This is a genomic window from Streptomyces sp. NPDC004284 (assembly GCF_042874035.1).
Classification (GTDB): domain Bacteria; phylum Actinomycetota; class Actinomycetes; order Streptomycetales; family Streptomycetaceae; genus Streptomyces.
The window spans coordinates 78,108-99,311 of sequence record NZ_JBIAMJ010000012.1; the positions used below are offsets into that span (position 1 = coordinate 78,108).

Genomic DNA, 21,204 nt, shown 5'->3' on the forward strand with positions numbered 1-21,204 from the left:
AGCCGTAGGGCGATTCCTCCGGAAAGGCCCTGGCCCATGCCGCTCGTCCGAACCCCCCTGCCCCGCGCGCGGTGGCTCCGCTCCGCCGTCCTGGTCGCCGCGTCGGCCGGGCTGGTCGCCGCCGCGCTGCCCGCCCCGGCGCCGCTCGGCATCGGGGACCCGCTCTTCCCGCAGCTCGGCAACCCCGGCTACGACGTCCTCGCGTACACGCTCGACGTCACCTACCCGGGGGTCAACACGAAGCCGCTCGCCGCCGTCACCAGGATCGACGCCCGCGCCACCGACGACCTGGAGCGGCTCAACCTCGACTTCACCCACGGCACGGTCTCCGCCGTCACCGTCGACGGCCTGCCCGCCGAGTACACCAGCAGCGGCGAGGACCTGGTGGTCACCCCGGTCGTCCCGATCGACGCGGGGGAGGAGGTCGAGATCGCCGTCACCCACACCAGCGATCCCACCGGCCCCGCCGAGACCGGCGGCTGGGTCCGCACCGGCGACGGCCTCGCCATGGCCAACCAGGCCGACGCCGGCCACCGGGTCTTCCCCTCCAACGACCACCCCTCGGACAAGGCGTACTTCACCTTCCGGATCACCGCCCCGAGCGAGCTCACCGTCGTCGCCAACGGCCTCCCCGAGGGCCGCGTCGACCACGGCGCCACCACCACCTGGACGTACCGCACCCGGCACCCCATGGCCACGGAGCTCGCCCAGATCTCCATCGGCCGCTCCACCGTCGTCCACCGCGCCGGCCCCCACGGGCTGCCCGTACGGGACGTGGTGGCCACCGCCGACCGGCAGCTCATGGAGCCCTGGCTGCGCCGCACCCCCGGCCACCTGGAGTGGATGGAGAAGCAGGTCGGCCCGTACCCCTTCGAGACGTACGGGGTGCTCATCGCCGACGCGGACACCGGCTTCGAGCTGGAGACCCAGACCCTCTCGCTCTTCGAGCGCGGCCTCTTCACCGAGCCCGTCTTCCCGGAGTGGTACGTCGACTCCGTCATGGTCCACGAGCTGGCCCACCAGTGGTTCGGCGACAGCGTCTCGCCCCGCGCCTGGTCCGACCTGTGGCTCAACGAGGGACACGCCAGCTGGTACGAGGCGCTGTACGCCGAGGAGACCGCCGGCAAGTCCCTGGAGCGGCGCATGAAGGCCGCCTACGCCTCCTCCGACGGCTGGCGCGCCGCCGGCGGGCCGCCGGCCGCCCCCGAGCCCCCCTCGCCCGATCACAAGATCAGCCTCTTCCGGCCCGTCGTCTACGACGGCAGCGCCCTCGTCCTCTACGCGCTCCGCCAGGAGATCGGCACCGAGGCCTTCCAGCGCCTGGAGCGCCGCTGGGTCGCCGAGCACCGGGACGGCACCGCCACCACCGCCGACTTCATCGCGCTCGCCGGCGAGGTCGCCGGCCGGGACCTCACCGCCTTCCTCCACGCCTGGCTGTACGAGGCGAAGACCCCGCCCATGCCCGGACACCCGGACTGGCGCAGCCGCCCCGCCGAGACCACGCGGACCGCGCCGAAACCCCGGTGAGGCCCCGGCGGGAACCGCACCGGAATCCGGGTGACGACTCGGCGGGAACCGCACCGGAACCGGGGCGGCGGCCCCGGCGGGAACCGCATCGAAACCGGGGTGACGCCCCCGGCGCGGCCGTGTCACCATCTTCAGGTCGGCGACGCGGCCGCGGCCGGGAATCTTCCGGTGCCCGCAGGCGTTGTGACCGGCACAGACACACATCTCCACCCATCGACGTTAGGACCCAATGACCTCCTCTTCTTCCCCTTCCCAGGACGAGCAGAGCTTCGCGGAGACGAGCCGTACCGAGAGCCTTCGGGCCGATGCCCTGATGGAAGAGGACGTCGCCTGGAGCCACGAGATCGACGGAGAGCGGGACGGCGACCAGTTCGACCGCTCCGAGCGCGCGGCCCTGCGCCGTGTCGCGGGCCTCTCCACCGAGCTCGAGGACGTCACCGAGGTCGAGTACCGCCAGCTGCGCCTCGAGCGCGTCGTGCTGGTCGGTGTCTGGACCTCCGGGACGGTGCAGGACGCGGAGAACTCCCTCGCGGAGCTCGCTGCCCTCGCCGAGACGGCGGGCGCCCTCGTGCTCGACGGCGTGATCCAGCGCCGCGACAAGCCGGACCCGGCCACCTTCATCGGCTCGGGCAAGGCGCGCGAGCTGCGCGACATCGTGCTCGAGACCGGCGCCGACACCGTCGTCTGCGACGGCGAGCTCAGCCCCGGCCAGCTCATCGCCCTCGAAGACGTCGTCAAGGTGAAGGTGGTCGACCGGACCGCCCTCATCCTCGACATCTTCGCCCAGCACGCCAAGTCCCGAGAGGGCAAGGCGCAGGTCGCGCTCGCGCAGATGCAGTACATGCTGCCGCGACTGCGCGGCTGGGGTCAGTCGCTCTCCCGTCAGATGGGCGGCGGCGGCGGTGGCGGCATGGCCACCCGCGGTCCCGGTGAGACCAAGATCGAGACCGACCGGCGCCGCATCCGCGAGAAGATGGCGAAGATGCGCCGGGAGATCGCGGAGATGAAGACCGGCCGCGACATCAAGCGGCAGGAGCGCCGCCGCAACAAGGTGCCGTCGGTCGCCATCGCCGGATACACCAACGCCGGCAAGTCCTCCCTGCTCAACCGGCTCACGGGCGCGGGCGTGCTGGTGGAGAACGCGCTGTTCGCCACCCTCGACCCGACCGTCCGCCGGGCCGAGACGCCCACCGGCCGGGTCTACACCCTGGCCGACACCGTCGGCTTCGTCCGGCACCTGCCGCACCACCTGGTCGAGGCGTTCCGCTCCACGATGGAGGAGGTCGCCGAGTCCGACCTCATCCTGCACGTCGTGGACGGCTCGCACCCCGCCCCGGAGGAGCAGCTGGCCGCCGTGCGCGAGGTCTTCCGGGACGTCGGCGCGGTGGACGTGCCGGAGATCGTCATCATCAACAAGGCCGACGCGGCCGACCCGCTGGTCCTCCAGCGTCTGCTGCGGATGGAGAAGCACTCCCTCGTGGTCTCGGCCCGCTCGGGCCAGGGCATCGACGAGCTGCTCGCGCTCATCGACTCCGAGCTGCCGCGCCCGGAGGTCGAGCTGGAGGTCCTCGTGCCGTACACGCAGGGCGGTCTGGTCTCGCGGGTGCACGCCGAGGGCGAGGTGCAGTCCGAGGAGCACACCCCGGAGGGCACCCTGCTCAAGGCCCGTGTGCACGAGGAACTGGCGGCGCTGCTCGCGCCGTACGTCCCGGCCGCGCACTGATCCACGGCAGTACGCCAGAGGGCGCTGCCCCTCCCGTCACGGGAGGGGCAGCGCCCTCTGGCGTTTTTCTCCAGGCCCTCGGATCAGCGGGCGAACTTCTTGCTGACCATCTCGTGGACCGCCTGGGCGCCGCGGCCCAGCTGGGGTCCGGCGAGCCAGCCGTTGCCGCCGGCCGGGCCGATCGACGTGTTCGACACGAGCGCCGTCTTGCCGTTCGGCAGCACGCGGAACCAGCCGCCGCCGGACGAACCGCCGGTCATGGTGCAGCCGATCCGGTACATCGTCGGCGTGGCCGGAGCCGTGGTGAGCCGCGTCGGCCGGTCGAGGCACTTGTGCATGATCATGCCGTTGTACGGCGGCGCCGCCGGGTAGCCCCAGGCGCCCATCGTCCCGGACTGCGCGGCCGTCGGCGCGGAGAAGTCGACCGGCAGGGCGGCGCCGACGGTCTCCTCCAGGGACTTCGAACCACGCTCCGGCTGCACGTGCAGCACGGCGTAGTCGTACGGCCAGGCCTGGTTGGTGCCGCCCGCGTTGATCCACTCGCCCGAGGTCACGGCCCAGTCGGCCCAGAACTGGCCGTAGGGGTACACCTCCTGCGGCTGCGCGTTCTGGAGCGCGGCGGGGGACTTGCCCAGGTCGTTGAAGGCCGGGACGAAGGCGATGTTGCGGTACCAGCCGCCCTTCTTGCCCGCGTGGACGCAGTGGCCGGCCGTCCAGACCAGGTTGGACTTCCCGGGGTGGCGCGGGTCCTTCACGATGGTGCCGGAGCAGACCATGGAGCCCTCGGGCGAGTCGAAGAAGATCTTGCCGACCGGGGCCGCGTGGCTGTGGTACGGCGTCTTCTCGCGCTGCGCGGTGACGGGCCGGGGCGTCGGGTCGGTGCCGCCGGTGCCGGCCTGCGCGGTGATCGTCTGGTCCGGGCTCTTCGCCGACTGCATGCGCGCCGGGTCCCAGAGTCCTTCGATGACCGGGTTGACGAAGTCCTGGGCCTCACGGAGCCACTTGTCGCGGTCCCAGTTCTTCCACTCGCCGTTCTTCCACTTGTCCAGGTCGACGCCGTGCTTCTTGAGCTTGTCGGCGAGGTCCTTGGTGAGGTCGGCGCCGGCGTCGCCGCCGTCGGTGGCGGGTGCGGAGCTGCTCGCTCCGGTGGCCGGCTTGGAGTCGGCCGGGGTCTCGGTGGGGCCGCAGGCCGTGGTGGTCAGCGCGAGCGCGGTGACCAGGCCGAGGGCGGCGGGTATGAGCCGTACAGAACGCATGAAGACATTCCCCGTTGGTATTGCCATGGACGTGTCATGAGCGGTGCACAGTATGCCGGTTGTGCGGAACGCGGAGGGAGGCGGGACCCTGGGGCCCCGCCTCCCCGGCATGCCGTGCCTACTGGCCGGCGTACTTCTTGCTGACCTCTTCGTAGACGGCCTTGGCCTCAGGACCGAAGCGCGGACCCGCGAGCCAACCCGCCGTCGACGGGCCGATCGAGGTGTTCGACACCAGCGCCGGCTTGCCGTCGGCACCCTTGGCGACCCAACCGCCGCCGGACGAACCGCCGGTCATCGTGCAGCCGATCCGGTACATCGTCGGCTGCTCGGCCTTCAGGGACAGCCGGCCCGGCTTGTCCTGGCACTGGAACATCTTCTGGCCGTCGAACGGCGGCGCCGCCGGGTAGCCGGTCGCCGTCATGCCCGCGATCTTCGGCACCGCGGGGGCGTTGAAGTTCACCGGGAGCGCCGAACCGACCGTCTCCTCCAGCGACTTGCCCGAGCCGCCCTTCTCCGGGGTCACCTTGATGACCGCGAAGTCGTACGGAGCGCCGGCGCCGCCGGTGGACGCACCCTCGGCGATCCACTGGTCGGAGGTCTTGACCCAGTCCGCCCACCACACGCCGTACGGCGCGATCTGCTCCCGCGTCGCCTTCTCCAGCGCGGAGGTCTCCATCGCCGAGTCGTTGTACGAGGGCACGAAGGCGATGTTGCGGTACCAGCCGCCCTGCTTGCCCTTGTGCACGCAGTGCCCGGCCGTCCAGACCAGGTTGGACTTGCCCGGGTGGGCGGGGTCCTGCACGACCGTGGCCGAGCAGACCATCGAGCCCTCGGGGCTGTCGAAGAAGACCTTGCCGGACTCGGCGGCGTTGGCGTGGTACTGCGCCGCCACCGCCTTCGCCTTCACCGGGTCCGGAGTCGGGTCGGTGACACCCTTGTCGCCCGAGATGTCCTCCTCCTCGACCGGCTTGTCGGGACGCTCGGCCTCGCGCATCCGGTCCGGGTCCCAGAGGTCCTCGATGATCGGGTTGACGAAGTCCTTGGCCTCACGGAGCCACTTGTCGCGGTCCCAGTTCTTCCACTCGCCGTTCCGCCACTTGTCGAGGTCGATCCCGTGTTCCTTCAGACGGTTCTTCAGGTCCTCCGGAATCTTGATCTTGTTCGGGTCCAGGCTCACGGGTGCAACGGGCTTGTCTCCCCCCGCGTTCTCCTCGCTCGGACCGCAGCCGGTGACGGTGAGCGTCAGCGCCGCGACGGCGGAAGCCGCCATCAGCAGCGGACGAATCGATCGCATCTGGTGATCCCCCTGGGACTACGTCAACGTGTGCATGGGCGAACAGCGGCCGGTCCTCGCGGACACGGCCGACGGCCCCCACTATGCCGGTGCCGGAGGGGACGGTACGCGCCCCGTCCACGGTTCCGGGCATCGTTCAGCCGTTGCCGTGCCGTGATCCGGGACACGCCAAGTTCCTGCCTCCCGGCCCGTGATCCCCGGCAGTTCCCGTCGTTGGTACGTACGGGGGACACGACGGTGGCGTTCAGGGCGGCCCTTGCGGCGGCTCCGCGACGTCCCGATGTGCAACGCAACTGTTACCGCGGGAGGACACCGAGCCGTGGCCGTGACCGAATCAGCTCCGGCCGTTCCACCGGCCGCGCGCACGCAGACCCGGCCGACGGACCAAGGGGGCGAGTACGAGGGCATCCTGCGCCGCCAGTCCCAGCGCGAGTCCGCCGCGCGCACCTACGCCCGATCCCTTCCGATCGTCCCCGTGCGGGCCCGGGGGCTGACCATCGAGGGCGCCGACGGCCGCCGCTACCTGGACTGCCTGTCCGGCGCCGGGACACTCGCCCTCGGCCACAACCACCCCGTGGTCCTGGAAGCCATCAGGAAGGTCCTCGACTCGGGGGCGCCCCTCCACGTCCTCGACCTCGCCACCCCCGTCAAGGACGCCTTCACCTCCGAACTGTTCGCCACCCTCCCCGGCGAACTCGCCGACGACGCCCGCATCCAGTTCTGCGGACCGGCGGGCACCGACGCCGTCGAGGCGGCCCTCAAGCTCGTCCGGACGGCCACCGGCCGGAGCGGCCTCCTCGCCTTCACCGGCGCCTACCACGGCATGACGGCCGGAGCCCTCGACGCCTCCGGAGGAGCGACCGACGTCCGCGTGACCCGGCTGCCCTACCCCCAGCGGTACCGCTGCCCCTTCGGCGTCGGCGGCGAGCGCGGCGCCGAACTGGCCGCCCACTGGACCGAGAACCTCCTCGACGACCCCAAGAGCGGCGTCACCACCCCCGCCGGAATGATCGTCGAGGCCGTCCAGGGCGAGGGCGGCGTCATCCCCGCCCCCGACGACTGGATGCGCCGGATGCGCCGCATCACCGCCGACCGCTCCATCCCCCTGATCGTCGACGAGGTCCAGACCGGGGTCGGCCGCACCGGCACCTTCTGGGCCGTCGAGCACAGCGGCGTCGTGCCCGACGTCATGGTCCTCTCCAAAGCCATCGGCGGCTCCCTCCCGCTCGCGGTCATCGTCTACAGCTCGGCGCTCGACGCCTGGGAACCCGGCGCCCACGCCGGCACCTTCCGAGGCAACCAGCTCGCCATGGCCGCCGGCACCGCCACCCTCGCGTACGTCCGCGAGAACAAACTCGCCGAACGGGCCGGCACCCTCGGCGCCCACATCCTCGGCCGACTCCAGGGCCTCGCCACCGACCACCCCTGCGTCGGCGACGTCCGCGGCCGGGGCCTGATGATCGGCGTCGAACTCGTCGATCCCGACGCCGCCGGACCGCACGACACCGCACCGCCCCCCGCCCCCGCCCTGGCCCTCGCCGTCCAGCAGGAGTGCCTCGCCCGCGGCCTCATCGTCGAACTCGGCGGCCGCCACTCGGCGGTGGTCCGGCTCCTGCCCCCGCTCACCCTCACCGACGAGCAGGCCACCGCCGTCCTCGACCGCTTCGCCGACGCCCTGGCCGCGGCCGAACGGGCCCACACCCCCCACCCGCCCGCCTCCCGCCGGGCCACGACCCCCCGGAACGCCGCGGACCGTCCCACCGGCCCCACCCCCAAGGAAGCCCCGTGAACGCCACCCCCACCTCCCCGGCCCCCACCACCGAACCCCCCCACACCCCCACCCCCCTCCATCCGGAGCCCTTCCACCCCACCCCCCTCCACCCGGGAGCCCTCCACCCCGAAGCGCTCCACACGGGAGTCCTCCACCCCGAAGCGCCCCCCAGCGGGCACCGGAACAACCCCACCCCTCGCCCGGAGCCACTCCGGCCTGAAAACCTCGACCCGGCTCCCCTCACCCCCGAGCCCTCCGACCGAGAACCGCTCGACCCCGAGACGTTCGGCCCCCAGACGTTCGGCCCCGATCTGCTCGACTCCGAAGCGTTCGACTCCGAGGCGTTCGGCTCGGAAGCGTTCGGCTCGGAAGCGCTCGGCGCCGAAGCGTTCGGCCGAGAAGCGCTTGCTTCCGAAGCGCTCGGCTCCGAAGCGCTCGGCTCCGATTCGCGCGGCTCCGATTCGCGCGGCCCGGAGCCGCTCGACGCCGGGGTGTTCGGCCGGGAAGCACTCGCTTCCGAGACGTTCAAGCCCGATCTGCTCGGCTCGGATCCGCTCGGCCCTGAGGCTTTCGGCTCCGAGATGCTCGCCTCCGAGGCTTTCGGCTCCGAGGCGTTCGCCTCTGAGACGTTCGGCCCGGGGGCACGGGCCGCCGAGGAACACACGGTCCCGCGCCAGCACGCCGGACCGTACGAGCCCCGGACGCCCCGCCCGGCCGGTGGCCCCGACCCGCTGGACGACCCCGACCCGCAGCGCGCCGCCGATGGCGCCGCCGTCGAGAACCTCCTCCGCTGCTGGGTCCGGGAGAAGAACCTCCCGGCACCCGGCTCCGCCACCCTGCGCATCCCCCTCGACGCCAGCGGCACCGCCCTCCTCGTCCCCGTCCGCTACTGGTCACCCACCGGCTGGCACCGCTTCGGGGCCCCCGCCCTCGAAGGGCTCCCGGCCTCGGCGCCGGCCGCCGACGCCGTCACGGTGGCCGCTCTGCTCAGCCGGGAGACCGGCCGCGCCGAGGGCACCGAGCTCGTCGGCCGGGTCGCGGACTCCGCCCGCCGCACCGCCGACTTCCTGACCGAGTGCCGCCGCCGGCCCCAACCACACCCGGACGCCGACCTCTTCCTCGCCGCCGAGCAGGCGCTGCTGCTCGGCCACCCGCTCCACCCCACCCCCAAGAGCCGCGAAGGACTCTCCGAGGCAGAGGGACGGATCTACTCACCCGAACTCCACGGCTCCTTCCCCCTCCACTGGTTCGCCGTCGACCGCACCCTCCTCGCCACCGACTCCGCCTGGACCGAACAGGGCCGGCCCGTCAGCGCCGAACAACTCGCCTCGGGTCTCACCGAAGGGCTCGCGCTCCCCGCCGGCACCGCACCGCTGCCCCTGCACCCCTGGCAGGCCCGCGAACTCCTGCACCGCCCCGACGTCCGGGCCCTCCTCGACGCCGGACTCCTCCACGACCTCGGTCTCCACGGCAGCCCCTGGCACCCCACCTCCTCCGTCCGCACCGTGCACCGCCCGGGCGCCCGGGCCATGCTCAAGCTCTCCCTCGGCCTGCGCATCACCAACTCCCGCCGGGAGAACCTCCGCAAGGAACTCCACCGCGGCGTCGAGGTCCACCGGCTGCTCCGTACCGGCCTCGTCGACGAGTGGCAGGCCGCCCACCCGGGCTTCGACATCGTCCGCGACCCCGCCTGGCTCGCCGTCGACGCCCCCGACGGCACCCCCGTCCCCGGCCTCGACGTCATGATCCGCCACAACCCCTTCGGGCCCGGCGACGACGCCGTCTGCATCGCCTCCCTCACGACACCCCGCCCCTGGCCCGGAGCCACCACCATGCGCTCCCGGCTCGCCGACGTCATCGGCCGGCTCTCCGTCCGCACCGGCCGTCCCACGACCGCCGTCGCCACCGAGTGGTTCCTCCGCTACCTCGATCAGGTCATCCGCCCCGTCCTCTGGCTCGACGGTCATGCCGGCATCGCCCTGGAGGCCCACCAGCAGAACACCCTGGTGCTCCTGGACCCGGACGGCTGGCCGATCGGCGGCCGCTACCGTGACAACCAGGGCTACTACTTCCGCGAGTCCCACCGGGGCGAGCTGGAGAGCCGCCTCCCCGGCATCGGCGCCGACAGCGACACCTTCGTCTCCGACCAGGTCACCGACGAGCGCTTCGCCTACTACCTCGGCATCAACAACGTCCTCGGTCTGATCGGCGCCTTCGGCGCCCAGCACCTCGCCGACGAACGCGTCCTGCTCGCCGCCTTCCGCAGCTTCCTCACCTCCTCCACCAGCCTGGGCTCGCCCCTTCCGCACCGGCTCCTGGAAGCCGCGACCCTGCGCACCAAGGCCAATCTCCTCACCCGCCTGCACGGCCTGGACGAGCTCGTCGGGCCCGTCGACACCCAGTCCGTGTACGTCACCGTCACCAACCCCCTCCGTACCTGAAACCGCCGACGGCGCCCCACGCCCCGACCGCACCGCCGAGAGGAGAGCGACACCGTGTCACCCACCCGCCCACCGGTCGACCCGCCCGGGGACGACACCCTGGACCTGAGGGTCGACGACCTCGTCGCCCTCCTCGACGGCGACCTGCTGGACTCCGTCGCCGCCTGGGGGCCCGTCTCCACCCCCGCGGGCTCCTTCCGGCTCCTACCCGTGCGACTCGAACGGGACCTGCCGCTGCTCACCCGGTGGATGAACGACCCCGCGGTCGCCGCCTTCTGGGAGCTCGCCGGACCCGACACCGTCACCGCCGAGCACGTCCGTGCCCAACTGGAGGGCGACGGCCGGAGCGTCCCCTGCCTCGGCGTCCTCGACGGCACACCCATGAGCTACTTCGAGATCTACCGCGCCGATCTCGACCCGCTCGCCCGGCACTACCCGGCGCTTCCCCACGACACGGGTATCCACCTGCTGATCGGAGGCGTCACCGACCGGGGGCGCGGCGTCGGCACCACGCTGCTGCGCGCCGTCGCCGATCTGGTCCTCGACCACCGTCCCCGCTGCACCCGCGTCCTCGCCGAACCCGACATCCGTAACACCCCCTCCGTCTCCGCGTTCCTCAGCGGCGGCTTCCGCTTCGCGGCGGAAGTCGACCTTCCCGACAAAAGAGCCGCGCTCATGATCCGTGACCGGGCCCTGCGTCACGTTCTGTGAACACCCCCTGTCTCGCAAACTCCGCTCGTCCCCCAGCGGTTCCCACCCCGAGGAGTCCTCGTGTCGACATCCCCTGCACCTCACGACTCCGCACGACCCGCCCCTCCCGCCCCGGCTCCCACCACCGGCCCCGTGCCGGCACCCGAACTGCTCGCGCCCCCCGAGCTGAACGCCGCCGCCTGGGCACGGGCGTCCTCCCGCCTCCTCGCCAAGGCCCTCTCCGAGTTCGCCTACGAGGAGATCGTCGAACCCGTCCCCATGGACGAAGGAGAGCCCGACCGTCACGCACTCCGCCTCGACGACGGCACCACGCTCACCTTCCGTGCCCGCCGCGGCGCCTACGGCAGCTGGCGCGTCACCGTCGGCTCGATCACCCACGAGGGCCGGCCCCTCACCGACCCCTTCGAATTCCTGCTCCGTGCCCGCCGCCTCCTCCAACTCGACGGCGCCACCCTCGGCCATCTGATCCGCGAGCTCTCCACGACGCTCGCCGCCGACGCCCGCCTCGACCACACGGCCCTCACCGCCGCCCGCCTGGCCGAGCTCTCCTACGCGGAACTCGAAGGCCACCAGACCGGCCACCCCTGGCTCGTCCTCAACAAAGGCCGCATCGGCTTCTCCGCCACCGACGCCGCCCGCTGGGCACCCGAGGCCCGCCGCGCGACCCGACTGCCGTGGATCGCCGTCAGCAACCGCCTCGCCGCCTACCGGGGAGTGCCCGGCCTCGACACCCCCGACCTGCTGTACGCCAGGGAACTCGACCCCGAGACGCACGCCGCCTTCCGCGCGGCGCTGACCGCCCGCGGCCACGAACCCGACGGCTACCTCCTGCTGCCCGTCCACCCCTGGCAGTGGGACGAGATCCTGCTGCCGCTCTACGCCTCGGCCATCGCCGCCGGAACCATCGTCCCGCTCCCCGCCGACGGTGATCTGCGTCTGCCGCAGCAGTCCGTCCGCACCTTCCTCAACACCAGTCGCCCCGACCGGCACACCGTCAAACTGCCGCTGTCGGTGCTCAACACCCTCGTCTGGCGCGGACTGCCCACCGAGCGGACCCTCGCCGCGCCCGCCGTGACCGCCTGGGTCCAGGGCCTGCGCGAGGACGACCCGTTCCTGCGGGACGAGTGCGGAGTGATCCTCCTCGGCGAGGTCGCCTCCGTCACGGTCGAGCACCCCCTGTACGACCGGCTGCCCGAAGTCCCGTACCAGTACAAGGAACTGCTCGGCGCGATCTGGCGCGAACCGCTGCGGCTGCCCCCGGGCGAGCGGGCCCGCACCCTCGCCTCCCTCCTCCACACCGACCCCGAAGGGCGGGCGTTCGTCGCCGAGCTCGTCGAGCGCTCCGGGCTCGCCCCGGCCGTCTGGCTCCAGCACCTCTTCACCGCACTGCTCCCCCCGCTGCTGCACTTCCTCTACCGGTACGGCACCGTCTTCTCGCCTCACGGAGAGAACGCCATCGTCGTGTACGACGGCGACGACGTCCCCGTGCGCCTGGCGATCAAGGACTTCGTCGACGATGTGAACATCTGTGCCCAGCCCCTTCCCGAACACGCCACCCTTTCGGATGATGTCCGCGCCGTCCTGTTGACGGAGGAGCCCGGCTTCCTGATCCAGTTCATCCATTCGGGGCTCTTCGTCGGAGTCTTCCGTTACCTGGCGCCGCTGTGCGAGGAACAACTCGGCGTGCCCGAAGAGGACTTCTGGAGCCTCGTCCGGGCGGAGATCCTGCGGCACCAGACGCGCTTCCCCGAGCTGAAGGAACGGTTCGAGCTCTTCGACCTCCTGACCCCGCGGATCGAGCGGCTCTGTCTCAACCGCAACCGTCTGCACCTGGACGGATACCGGGACCGGCCCGAGCGTCCGCACGCGGCCGTCCACGGCACCGTCCCCAACCCGCTCGCGTGAGGTGTGCGCGTGCCCCGACTGTCAGTGCCGCCCCGTAGGCTGGAAGGGCTATGACGAAGCCATCCCTCCCCGACCTCCTCCACGCCGCCGTCACCGCCGTCGGCGGCACGGAGCGGCCCGGCCAGGTCACCATGGCCGAGGCCGTGGCCGAGGCCATCGACGACAACTCCCACCTCCTCGTCCAGGCCGGCACCGGCACGGGCAAGTCGCTCGGCTATCTCGTGCCGGCGCTGGCCCAGGGCGAGCGGGTGGTGGTGGCCACGGCCACCCTGGCGCTCCAGCGCCAGCTCGTCGAGCGCGATCTTCCCCGGACGGTCGACGCGCTGCATCCGCAGCTGCGCCGCCGGCCGCAGTTCGCCATGCTCAAGGGCCGGTCGAACTACCTCTGTCTGCACCGGCTCCACGAAGGCGTCCCGCAGGACGAGGAGGAGGGCCTCTTCGACCCCTTCGAGGCGGCCGCGCCCACGAGCAAGCTGGGCCAGGACCTGCTGCGGCTGCGGGACTGGTCGGACGAGACGGAGACCGGCGACCGGGACGACCTGACGCCGGGCGTGTCCGACAAGGCCTGGGCCCAGGTCTCGGTCTCCTCCCGGGAGTGCCTCGGCGCGAGCAAGTGCGCGTACGGGCCGGAGTGCTTCGCCGAGGCGGCCCGCGAGCGTGCCAAGCTCGCGGACGTCGTCGTCACCAACCACGCCCTGCTCGCCATCGACGCCATCGAGGGCGCCCCGGTGCTCCCGCAGCACGAGGTGCTGATCGTCGACGAGGCCCACGAGCTGGTCTCCCGCGTCACGGGTGTCGCCACCGGCGAGCTCACGCCGGGCCAGGTCAACCGTGCGGTGCGCCGGGCCGCGAAGCTCGTGGACGAGAAGACGGCCGATCAGCTGCAGACGGCGGCGGAGGGCTTCGAGCGCGTCATGGAGCTGGCGCTGCCGGGCCGCCTGGAGGAGGTCCCGGAGGACCTCGCGTACGCGTTGATGGCCCTGCGGGACGCGGCCCGCGCCGTGATCACGGCCCTGGGCAACACCCGGGACCGGTCCGTGCAGGACGAGGACGCGGTCCGCAAGCAGGCGATGGCGTCCGTGGAGACCGTGCACGGCGTCGCGGAGCGGATCACCCACGGTTCCGAGTACGACGTCGTCTGGTACGAGCGTCACGACCGGTTCGGTGCCTCGCTGCGGGTCGCGCCGCTGACCGTTTCCGGGCTGCTGCGGGAGAAGCTGTTCACGGAGCGGTCTGTGGTGCTCGCCTCGGCCACGCTCAAGCTAGGCGGCGACTTCAACGGGGTCGGGGCCTCTCTCGGGCTGGCCCCCGAGGGCACCACAGGAGACGACCTGCCCGTCTGGAAGGGCATCGACGTCGGTTCCCCGTTCGACTATCCGAAGCAGGGCATCCTGTACGTCGCCAAGCACCTCTCGAAGCCCGCGCGCGACGGGCAGCGGGGCGACATGCTCGACGAGCTCACCGAGCTCATGCAGGCGGCCGGCGGGCGGACCCTCGGTCTCTTCTCCTCCATGCGCGCGGCGCAGCAGGCGGCGGAGGAACTGCGGACCCGGGTCCCGGAGCTGCCGATCCTGCTCCAGGGCGAGGACACGCTGGGCGAGCTGATCAAGAACTTCGCGGCCGATCCGAAGACCTGTCTCTTCGGCACGCTGTCGCTCTGGCAGGGGGTGGACGTCCCGGGGCCCAGCTGTCAGCTGGTCGTCATGGACAAGATCCCGTTCCCGCGCCCGGACGACCCGCTGATGAGTGCCCGGCAGAAGGCCGTCGAGGAGGCCGGGGGCAACGGCTTCATGGCGGTCGCGGCGACCCACGCGGCCTTGCTGATGGCCCAGGGCGCCGGCCGACTGGTGCGGGCCACCGGTGACCGGGGGGTCGTGGCGGTCCTCGATCCCCGGCTGGCCACGGCCCGCTACGGCAGCTATCTGAAGGCTTCACTGCCCGACTTCTGGTACACCACGGACCGCAACCAGGTACGGAAGTCGCTCGCGGCCATCGACGCCGCCTCGAAGACGACGGGGGCCTAGACAGCGGAGGCCCGGAGCGTCCTGTCCGACGGATTTCCTTCGTGCCAGGACACGGCAGGGCCCCGGGACCGGCGCAGGGGGTCCCGGGGCCCGGTCAGAGCCGACGGGGAGGGTCACACCCGCCGCAGCACCGCCACGACCTTGCCGAGGATGGTGGCCTCGTCGCCGGGGATGGGCTGGTACGCCGAGTTGTGCGGAAGCAGCCAGACGTGGCCGTCCTCACGCTTGAAGCGCTTGACGGTGGCCTCGCCGTCGAGCATCGCGGCGACGATGTCGCCGTTCTCCGCGACGGGCTGGCGGCGGACGGTGACCCAGTCCCCGTCACAGATGGCGGCCTCGATCATCGAGTCGCCGACGACCTTCAGGACGAACAGCTCGCCGTCGCCGACCAGCTGGCGGGGGAGGGGGAAGACGTCCTCGACGGACTCCTCGGCCAGGATCGGGCCACCGGCCGCGATCCGGCCGACCAGCGGGACGTACGACGCGGCCGGCTTGCCGGTGGTGTCCGTCGGCTGGGTGCTCGGCTGGTCGGAGCCGCGGACCTCGTACGCGCGGGGCCGGTGCGGGTCGCGACGGAGGAAGCCCTTGCGCTCCAGCGCCATGAGCTGGTGCGCCACGGAGGAGGTGCTGGAGAGGCCGACGGCCTGACCGATCTCCCGCATCGACGGCGGGTAGCCGCGCCGCTGGACCGAGTCGCGGATGACTTCGATGACCCTGCGCTGCCGGTCCGTGAGACCGGAGCTGTCGGCGCGGATGCCTGGAGGTCGCCCGGGGAGGGCGCGGGCGGGTCGCCCGGGCTCCTCGCCGTTCATGCTTACGTCGTTCATGGCGTGCACCGGCTCGAGTCGGCCCTGGGAGCGGTCCTGGGCGGTGATGGTGGCACTGTCTGCGGTGGTGGTCACGTCGTCGGCCCCTCTCGAATGGTCTCCCTGGCTGGCACAACGGTAGTGGCTTTCGAAAGGTTGCGCCAAACACACGTTCGAGTGAAAATTCGCGAATTGCCTTACGCGCGTATGTGTGGGGGTGTATGAGCACGCTTGTACCGCTGTCCCAAATCGGTCGTTAAGGTAGCCTTCGCCGCTGGGCCGCGCGCAACCGGTGCACCCCCCAATGTCGCACCCGGAGGCCTGAATCCGGGGCAGCGCCCGCGTCGCGACACGCGGAGGGTTCGAAACCGCCTCAACCCAAGATCTAGTGGTTGGATGGCATCGACCACCCAGGGATAGTGGTCCCGGTCTGCCGGGGGTGCTCGTATCGCCTATGCTGGTGGTCGCTTCGCAAGGCCTTGACGGGCCGTGCGAGGCTCGTCAGTCGTGCCGTGAGGAGGGTCGGAACCAATGCACTGCCCCTTCTGCAGGCACCCCGACAGCCGTGTCGTCGACAGTCGCACCACCGACGACGGGACGTCGATCCGACGCCGCCGCCAGTGCCCCGACTGCTCCCGTCGTTTCACGACGGTGGAGACGTGCTCGCTCATGGTGGTGAAGCGCTCCGGCGTCACCGAGCCCTTCAGCCGTACCAAGGTCATCTCCGGCGTTCGCAAGGCGTGCCAGGGGCGACCGGTCACGGAGGACGCCCTCGCCATGCTCGGCCAGCGGGTCGAGGAGGCGGTGCGCGCCACCGGGAGCGCCGAGCTGACCACCCACGACGTGGGCCTGGCCATCCTCGGCCCCCTGCAGGAGCTCGACCTCGTCGCGTACCTGCGCTTCGCGTCCGTGTACAAGGCTTTCGACAGCCTCGAAGACTTCGAGGCCGCCATCGCGGAACTCCGCGTGCGGCCTCCCGCTGAGAACGGGACCGGTGCGACCCCCGAGGTCCCCGTTCCCGCCACCGCCGCCGACTGATCGGCGGTCCGGGCCGCTCGACGGCCCGGCGACCGGCCGCCGTGCGGCCTGGTAGACGTGCCCCGGGTGACCCCTGCGGTCCCTGTGGCAGCAGTACAGAAAGACGTACAGAAGATGGTGCCCTGGGACTATCTGGGTGCCAAAGAGTGTTTTGCCCTTATATGGGAGGCGGCATGACAGAGACGGCGAGCGGCCCGGCACGTGGTTCCCGCACCAAGGGAGCCAAGTCGGCGAGCAAGGGCCTGCGTATCGAGCGCATCCACACCACCCCCGGCGTGCATCCGTACGACGAGGTGGCCTGGGAGCGCCGTGACGTCGTCATGACCAACTGGCGCGACGGCTCGATCAACTTCGAGCAGCGTGGCGTCGAGTTCCCCGACTTCTGGTCGGTGAACGCGGTCAACATCGTCACCAGCAAGTACTTCCGCGGTGCGGTCGGCACCCCGCAGCGCGAGACCGGTCTCAAGCAGCTCATCGACCGGATCGTGAAGACGTACACGAAGGCCGGCGAGGACTACGGCTACTTCGCCTCGCCCGCCGACGCCGAGATCTTCGAGCACGAGCTGGCCTACGCCCTCCTGCACCAGATCTTCAGCTTCAACTCGCCGGTCTGGTTCAACGTCGGCACGCCGCAGCCCCAGCAGGTCTCCGCCTGCTTCATCCTGTCCGTCGACGACTCCATGGAGTCCATCCTCGACTGGTACAAGGAAGAAGGCATGATCTTCAAGGGCGGCTCCGGCGCCGGCCTGAACCTCTCCCGCATCCGCTCCTCCAAGGAGCTGCTCTCCTCCGGCGGCAACGCCTCCGGTCCGGTCTCCTTCATGCGCGGCGCCGACGCCTCCGCGGGAACGATCAAGTCGGGCGGCGCCACCCGCCGCGCGGCCAAGATGGTCATCCTCGACGTCGACCACCCCGACATCGAGGACTTCATCGAGACCAAGGTCAAGGAGGAGGAGAAGATCCGCGCCCTCCGCGACGCGGGCTTCGACATGGACCTGGGCGGCGACGACATCACGTCCGTCCAGTACCAGAACGCCAACAACTCCGTCCGCGTGAACGACGAGTTCATGAAGGCCGTCGAGTCCGGCGGGAAGTTCGGCCTGCGCGCCCGCATGACCGGCGAGGTCATCGAGGAGGTCGACGCCAAGGCGCTCTTCCGCAAGATGGCCGAGGCCGCGTGGGCCTGTGCCGACCCGGGCATCCAGTACGACGACACGATCAACCACTGGCACACCTGCCCCGAGTCCGGCCGCATCAACGGCTCGAACCCGTGCAGCGAGTACATGCACCTGGACAACACGTCCTGCAACCTCGCCTCGCTGAACCTGATGAAGTTCCTCAAGGACGACGGCAAGGGCAACCAGTCCTTCGACGTCGAGCGCTTCGCCAAGGTCGTCGAGCTCGTCATCACCGCGATGGACATCTCCATCTGCTTCGCCGACTTCCCCACCCAGAAGATCGGCGAGAACACCCGCGCCTTCCGCCAGCTCGGCATCGGCTACGCCAACCTCGGCGCCCTGCTGATGGCGACCGGCCACGCGTACGACTCCGACGGCGGCCGCGCCCTGGCCGGCGCCATCACCTCCCTGATGACCGGCACCTCGTACAAGCGCTCCGCCGAACTCGCCGCGGTCGTCGGCGCGTACGACGGCTACGCCCTCAACGCCGAGCCGCACCAGCGCGTCATGCAGCAGCACGCCGACGAGAACACCAAGGCCGTCCGCTTCGACGACCTCGACTCGCCGATCTGGGCCGCCGCCACGGAGGCCTGGCAGGACGTCGTCCGCCTCGGCGCCAAGAACGGCTTCCGCAACGCCCAGGCCTCGGTCATCGCCCCCACCGGCACCATCGGTCTCGCGATGTCCTGCGACACCACCGGCCTCGAGCCCGACCTCGCCCTGGTCAAGTTCAAGAAGCTCGTCGGCGGCGGCTCGATGCAGATCGTCAACGGCACCGTCCCGCAGGCCCTGCGCCGCCTGGGCTACCACGAGGAGCAGATCGAGGCGATCGTCGCCCACATCGCCGAGCACGGCAACGTGGTCGACGCTCCCGGCCTGAAGACCGAGCACTACGAGGTCTTCGACTGCGCCATGGGCGAGCGCTCCATCTCCGCGATGGGCCACGTCCGCATGATGGCCGCCATCCAGCCGTGGATCTCGGGCGCCCTCTCCAAGACCGTGAACCTGCCGGAGACGGCCACGGTCGAGGACGTCGAGGAGGTCTACTTCGAGGCCTGGAAGATGGGCGTCAAGGCGCTCGCGATCTACCGCGACAACTGCAAGGTCGGCCAGCCGCTCTCCGCCAAGAAGAAGGAGGACGAGAAGGCCGAGGTCACCGCGAAGTCCGAGGCGACGATCCGCGAGGCCGTCGAGAAGGTCGTCGAGTACCGCCCGGTCCGCAAGCGCCTCCCCAAGGGCCGCCCGGGGATCACCACCTCCTTCACCGTCGGTGGCGCCGAGGGCTACATGACCGCCAACTCCTACCCGGACGACGGTCTCGGCGAGGTCTTCCTGAAGATGTCCAAGCAGGGCTCCACCCTCGCCGGCATGATGGACGCCTTCTCCATCGCCGTCTCCGTCGGCCTGCAGTACGGCGTCCCGCTCGAGACCTACGTCTCGAAGTTCACCAACATGCGCTTCGAGCCGGCCGGCATGACGGACGACCCGGACGTGCGGATGGCGCAGTCGATCGTCGACTACATCTTCCGCCGCCTGGCGCTGGACTTCCTGCCCTTCGAGACCCGCTCCGCCCTCGGCATCCACTCGGCCGAGGAGCGCCAGCGCCACCTGGACACCGGCTCGTACGAGCAGCCCGACGACGAGGACGTCGACGTCGAGGCCCTGGCCCAGTCCGCGCCCCGCACCCAGGAGCTGAAGGCCGTCGCGCCCCCGGCCCCGAAGGTCGAGGTCCCGGCCCCGAAGCAGGCCCACACCTCCGCGGAACTCGTCGAGATGCAGCTCGGCATCAGCGCCGACGCCCCGCTCTGCTTCTCCTGCGGCACGAAGATGCAGCGGGCCGGCTCCTGCTACATCTGCGAGGGCTGCGGCTCGACCAGCGGCTGCAGCTGACGGCGGCCGGTGCGCTGAGCGGCGGGAGCCGCTGAGCGCACCGGATCGGCTCTCCGATCGCCCGTGAGGGGGCGTCGACCATCGGTCGGCGCCCCTTTTCGCATGGTCGGTGGGGCGCTCAGGACGCCGCGGAGCCCAGGAGCGTGCCGAAGGCCTGCGGGTCGGCGTCGAAGCCGCGGCTGATCGAGCGGTACGACCAGCCGTCCGCTCCGTCGCGGGTGAACTCGACGACCGTCGCCGAGCGGGCCCCGGGGACGTCCGTGAAGTCGTGGGTCAGCAGGTCGGTGTAGCCCTCGCGGACCCGTATGCCCGTGTTCGCTATGTCGCCGAAGGTCAGCCGCCCGCCGCCCTGCTGTATGGCCACGCCCACCACCACGCGCGCGTACCGCGGGTCCAGCCGGTCCAGCTCCAGCGTCATGGCCTCGTCGTAACCGAATCCCTGGCCCGTGCGACTGTCGCGGTGAAGCGTGATCGTGCCGTCGGGGGAGCGGCTCCCGAAGTGCACCAGATGGGCCGGAGCGCCGTGCGGGTCGCCGGTGGTGAAGACCCCGGCGACGAGATCCAGGTCGTGCGCCGGTGCGCCGGCCGGGGCGGGGTCCCACTTGAGCGTGACCTCGACGCGCCCCACCCCTTTGTTGAGTCCGCTCATGGTGCTTCCCCTCTCCGCGCACGCCCCCGCGCACGCCTCGCCTCGTACCGTCGACCGCTCAAAAGTTCGTGGTCGTGGGCCGATTGCTCATGGTGTCATGTGCCTACGACAGAGGACCCGACGCTTGAGGGGGAGAGCGGTTTGTGGAGCGGTGACGAGCTGGATCTCGACGCATATCTGGCCAGAATCGGATACGACAGCGGACGGGACGGAGAACTCGCCGCTGATCTGCGGACCTTGACGGCCCTTCACCGGGCGCACGTCGGGGCCGTTCCCTTCGAGAACCTCGACGTGGCCCTCGGCCGGTCGATCCCGCTGGATCTGAAGAGCATTCAGGGCAAGCTCGTCGAGCGGCGCAGGGGAGGCTACTGCTACGAGCAGAACTCCCTCTTCGCGGCGGCTCTCGAGAGGATCGGCTTCCAGGTGGCCGGCCGCGGGGCCAGAGTCCGCTCGCGGGGCCCGGCGCTGACGCCCATCACCCACGCGCTGCTCGTCGTCACGATCGAGGGCGAACAGTGGCTCGCCGACGTCGGGTTCGGCTGGCAGGGGGTGCTGGAGCCCGTGCCGCTGCGGGACGGCGCGCGCGTGGAGCAGAGCGGCTGGACGTTCGGGATCGGCGTCGAGGACGAGGGCGTCCACGTGCTGCGTTCGCTGCGGCCGGAGGGCTGGACCGATCTGTACGCGTTCTCGCCGCAGCGCCTCTACCCGGGGGACTTCGTCATCATGAACCACTACAGCTCCAGCCATCCGCTGTCGCGTTTCCTCGGCCAGGTCGTGGTCCAGCGGCCCGGCGCGGAGGTGCGCAGATCCCTGCTGCGCGAGACGCTTTCGATCGTGCACACGGACGGATCCGCCGAGGAACGGGCCGTGGATGCCGTCGAGTTGGCGGCGGTTCTGGAGGCCGATTTCGGGATCGAACTGGACGCCGAGGAGCGCGAGGGCCTGGAGCGACTGCAGGCAGCGGGAGTCTGACGGGGTCTGCCGGGGCGCT

General features: G+C 71.2%; 14 protein-coding genes. 10 read left to right on the forward strand and 4 right to left on the reverse strand.

Annotation, left to right across the window (positions count from 1 at the left end; translation table 11 throughout):
- The first annotated feature begins 36 nt into the window (after positions 1–36).
- The gene (locus ACFYUS_RS27230; RefSeq protein ID WP_388857351.1) at positions 37–1,527 is read left to right on the forward strand and encodes a M1 family metallopeptidase; all 1,491 of its coding nucleotides are present in this window, start codon (positions 37–39) and stop codon (positions 1,525–1,527) included.
- Positions 1,528–1,756: 229 nt separating this feature from the next.
- Complete coding sequence (gene hflX, locus ACFYUS_RS27235) at positions 1,757–3,250, forward strand: GTPase HflX (RefSeq protein WP_388857354.1); 1,494 nt, start codon at positions 1,757–1,759, stop codon at positions 3,248–3,250.
- A gap of 83 nt (positions 3,251–3,333) precedes the next feature.
- Here the strand turns inward: hflX and ACFYUS_RS27240 are convergent, their stop codons facing one another.
- Both ACFYUS_RS27240 and ACFYUS_RS27245 read right to left on the reverse strand, forming a co-directional pair.
- The gene (locus ACFYUS_RS27240) at positions 3,334–4,506 is read right to left on the reverse strand and encodes a trypsin-like serine peptidase (protein WP_388857357.1); all 1,173 of its coding nucleotides are present in this window, start codon (positions 4,504–4,506) and stop codon (positions 3,334–3,336) included.
- A gap of 118 nt (positions 4,507–4,624) precedes the next feature.
- Positions 4,625–5,800 carry a trypsin-like serine peptidase gene (locus ACFYUS_RS27245; RefSeq protein ID WP_388857360.1) on the reverse strand — a complete coding sequence of 392 codons (1,176 nt, stop codon included), beginning with the start codon at positions 5,798–5,800 and terminating at the stop codon, positions 4,625–4,627.
- A 319-nt stretch (positions 5,801–6,119) separates the two neighbouring features.
- On the opposite strand from ACFYUS_RS27245, the gene ACFYUS_RS27250 reads away from it, so the two are divergent.
- The 5 genes from ACFYUS_RS27250 to ACFYUS_RS27270 all read left to right on the forward strand — a co-directional run bounded on the left by ACFYUS_RS27250 (position 6,120) and on the right by ACFYUS_RS27270 (position 14,652).
- On the forward strand, positions 6,120–7,589 hold the full coding sequence (locus ACFYUS_RS27250; protein ID WP_388857364.1) for a diaminobutyrate--2-oxoglutarate transaminase: 1,470 nt from the start codon (positions 6,120–6,122) through the stop codon (positions 7,587–7,589).
- A gap of 563 nt (positions 7,590–8,152) precedes the next feature.
- On the forward strand, positions 8,153–10,012 hold the full coding sequence (locus tag ACFYUS_RS27255; RefSeq protein WP_388857691.1) for an IucA/IucC family protein: 1,860 nt from the start codon (positions 8,153–8,155) through the stop codon (positions 10,010–10,012).
- 54 nt (positions 10,013–10,066) lie between these two features.
- Entirely contained in the window at positions 10,067–10,723 is a 657-nt protein-coding gene (locus ACFYUS_RS27260) for a GNAT family N-acetyltransferase (RefSeq protein ID WP_388857367.1), read from the forward strand.
- Between the two features lie 60 nt (positions 10,724–10,783).
- Complete coding sequence (locus tag ACFYUS_RS27265; protein ID WP_388857370.1) at positions 10,784–12,628, forward strand: IucA/IucC family protein; 1,845 nt, start codon at positions 10,784–10,786, stop codon at positions 12,626–12,628.
- A 50-nt stretch (positions 12,629–12,678) separates the two neighbouring features.
- Positions 12,679–14,652: an ATP-dependent DNA helicase gene (locus tag ACFYUS_RS27270; RefSeq protein ID WP_388857373.1), complete on the forward strand. Its 1,974-nt coding sequence runs from the start codon at positions 12,679–12,681 to the stop codon at positions 14,650–14,652.
- Positions 14,653–14,765: 113 nt separating this feature from the next.
- Here the strand turns inward: ACFYUS_RS27270 and lexA are convergent, their stop codons facing one another.
- Positions 14,766–15,554 carry a transcriptional repressor LexA gene (gene lexA, locus ACFYUS_RS27275; protein WP_388857376.1) on the reverse strand — a complete coding sequence of 263 codons (789 nt, stop codon included), beginning with the start codon at positions 15,552–15,554 and terminating at the stop codon, positions 14,766–14,768.
- Between the two features lie 435 nt (positions 15,555–15,989).
- Between lexA and nrdR the strand changes: the two genes are divergently transcribed.
- Complete coding sequence (gene nrdR, locus ACFYUS_RS27280; protein WP_388857379.1) at positions 15,990–16,496, forward strand: transcriptional regulator NrdR; 507 nt, start codon at positions 15,990–15,992, stop codon at positions 16,494–16,496.
- Positions 16,497–16,669: 173 nt separating this feature from the next.
- Positions 16,670–19,564, forward strand: coding sequence for a vitamin B12-dependent ribonucleotide reductase (locus tag ACFYUS_RS27285; RefSeq protein WP_388857383.1), 2,895 nt, complete (start codon positions 16,670–16,672; stop codon positions 19,562–19,564).
- Positions 19,565–19,682: 118 nt separating this feature from the next.
- Here ACFYUS_RS27285 and ACFYUS_RS27290 read toward each other — a convergent pair whose 3' ends face one another.
- On the reverse strand, positions 19,683–20,213 hold the full coding sequence (locus ACFYUS_RS27290; RefSeq protein WP_388857386.1) for a TerD family protein: 531 nt from the start codon (positions 20,211–20,213) through the stop codon (positions 19,683–19,685).
- A gap of 237 nt (positions 20,214–20,450) precedes the next feature.
- On the opposite strand from ACFYUS_RS27290, the gene ACFYUS_RS27295 reads away from it, so the two are divergent.
- Entirely contained in the window at positions 20,451–21,185 is a 735-nt protein-coding gene (locus ACFYUS_RS27295) for an arylamine N-acetyltransferase (protein ID WP_388857389.1), read from the forward strand.
- The last annotated feature ends 19 nt before the right edge of the window (positions 21,186–21,204 follow it).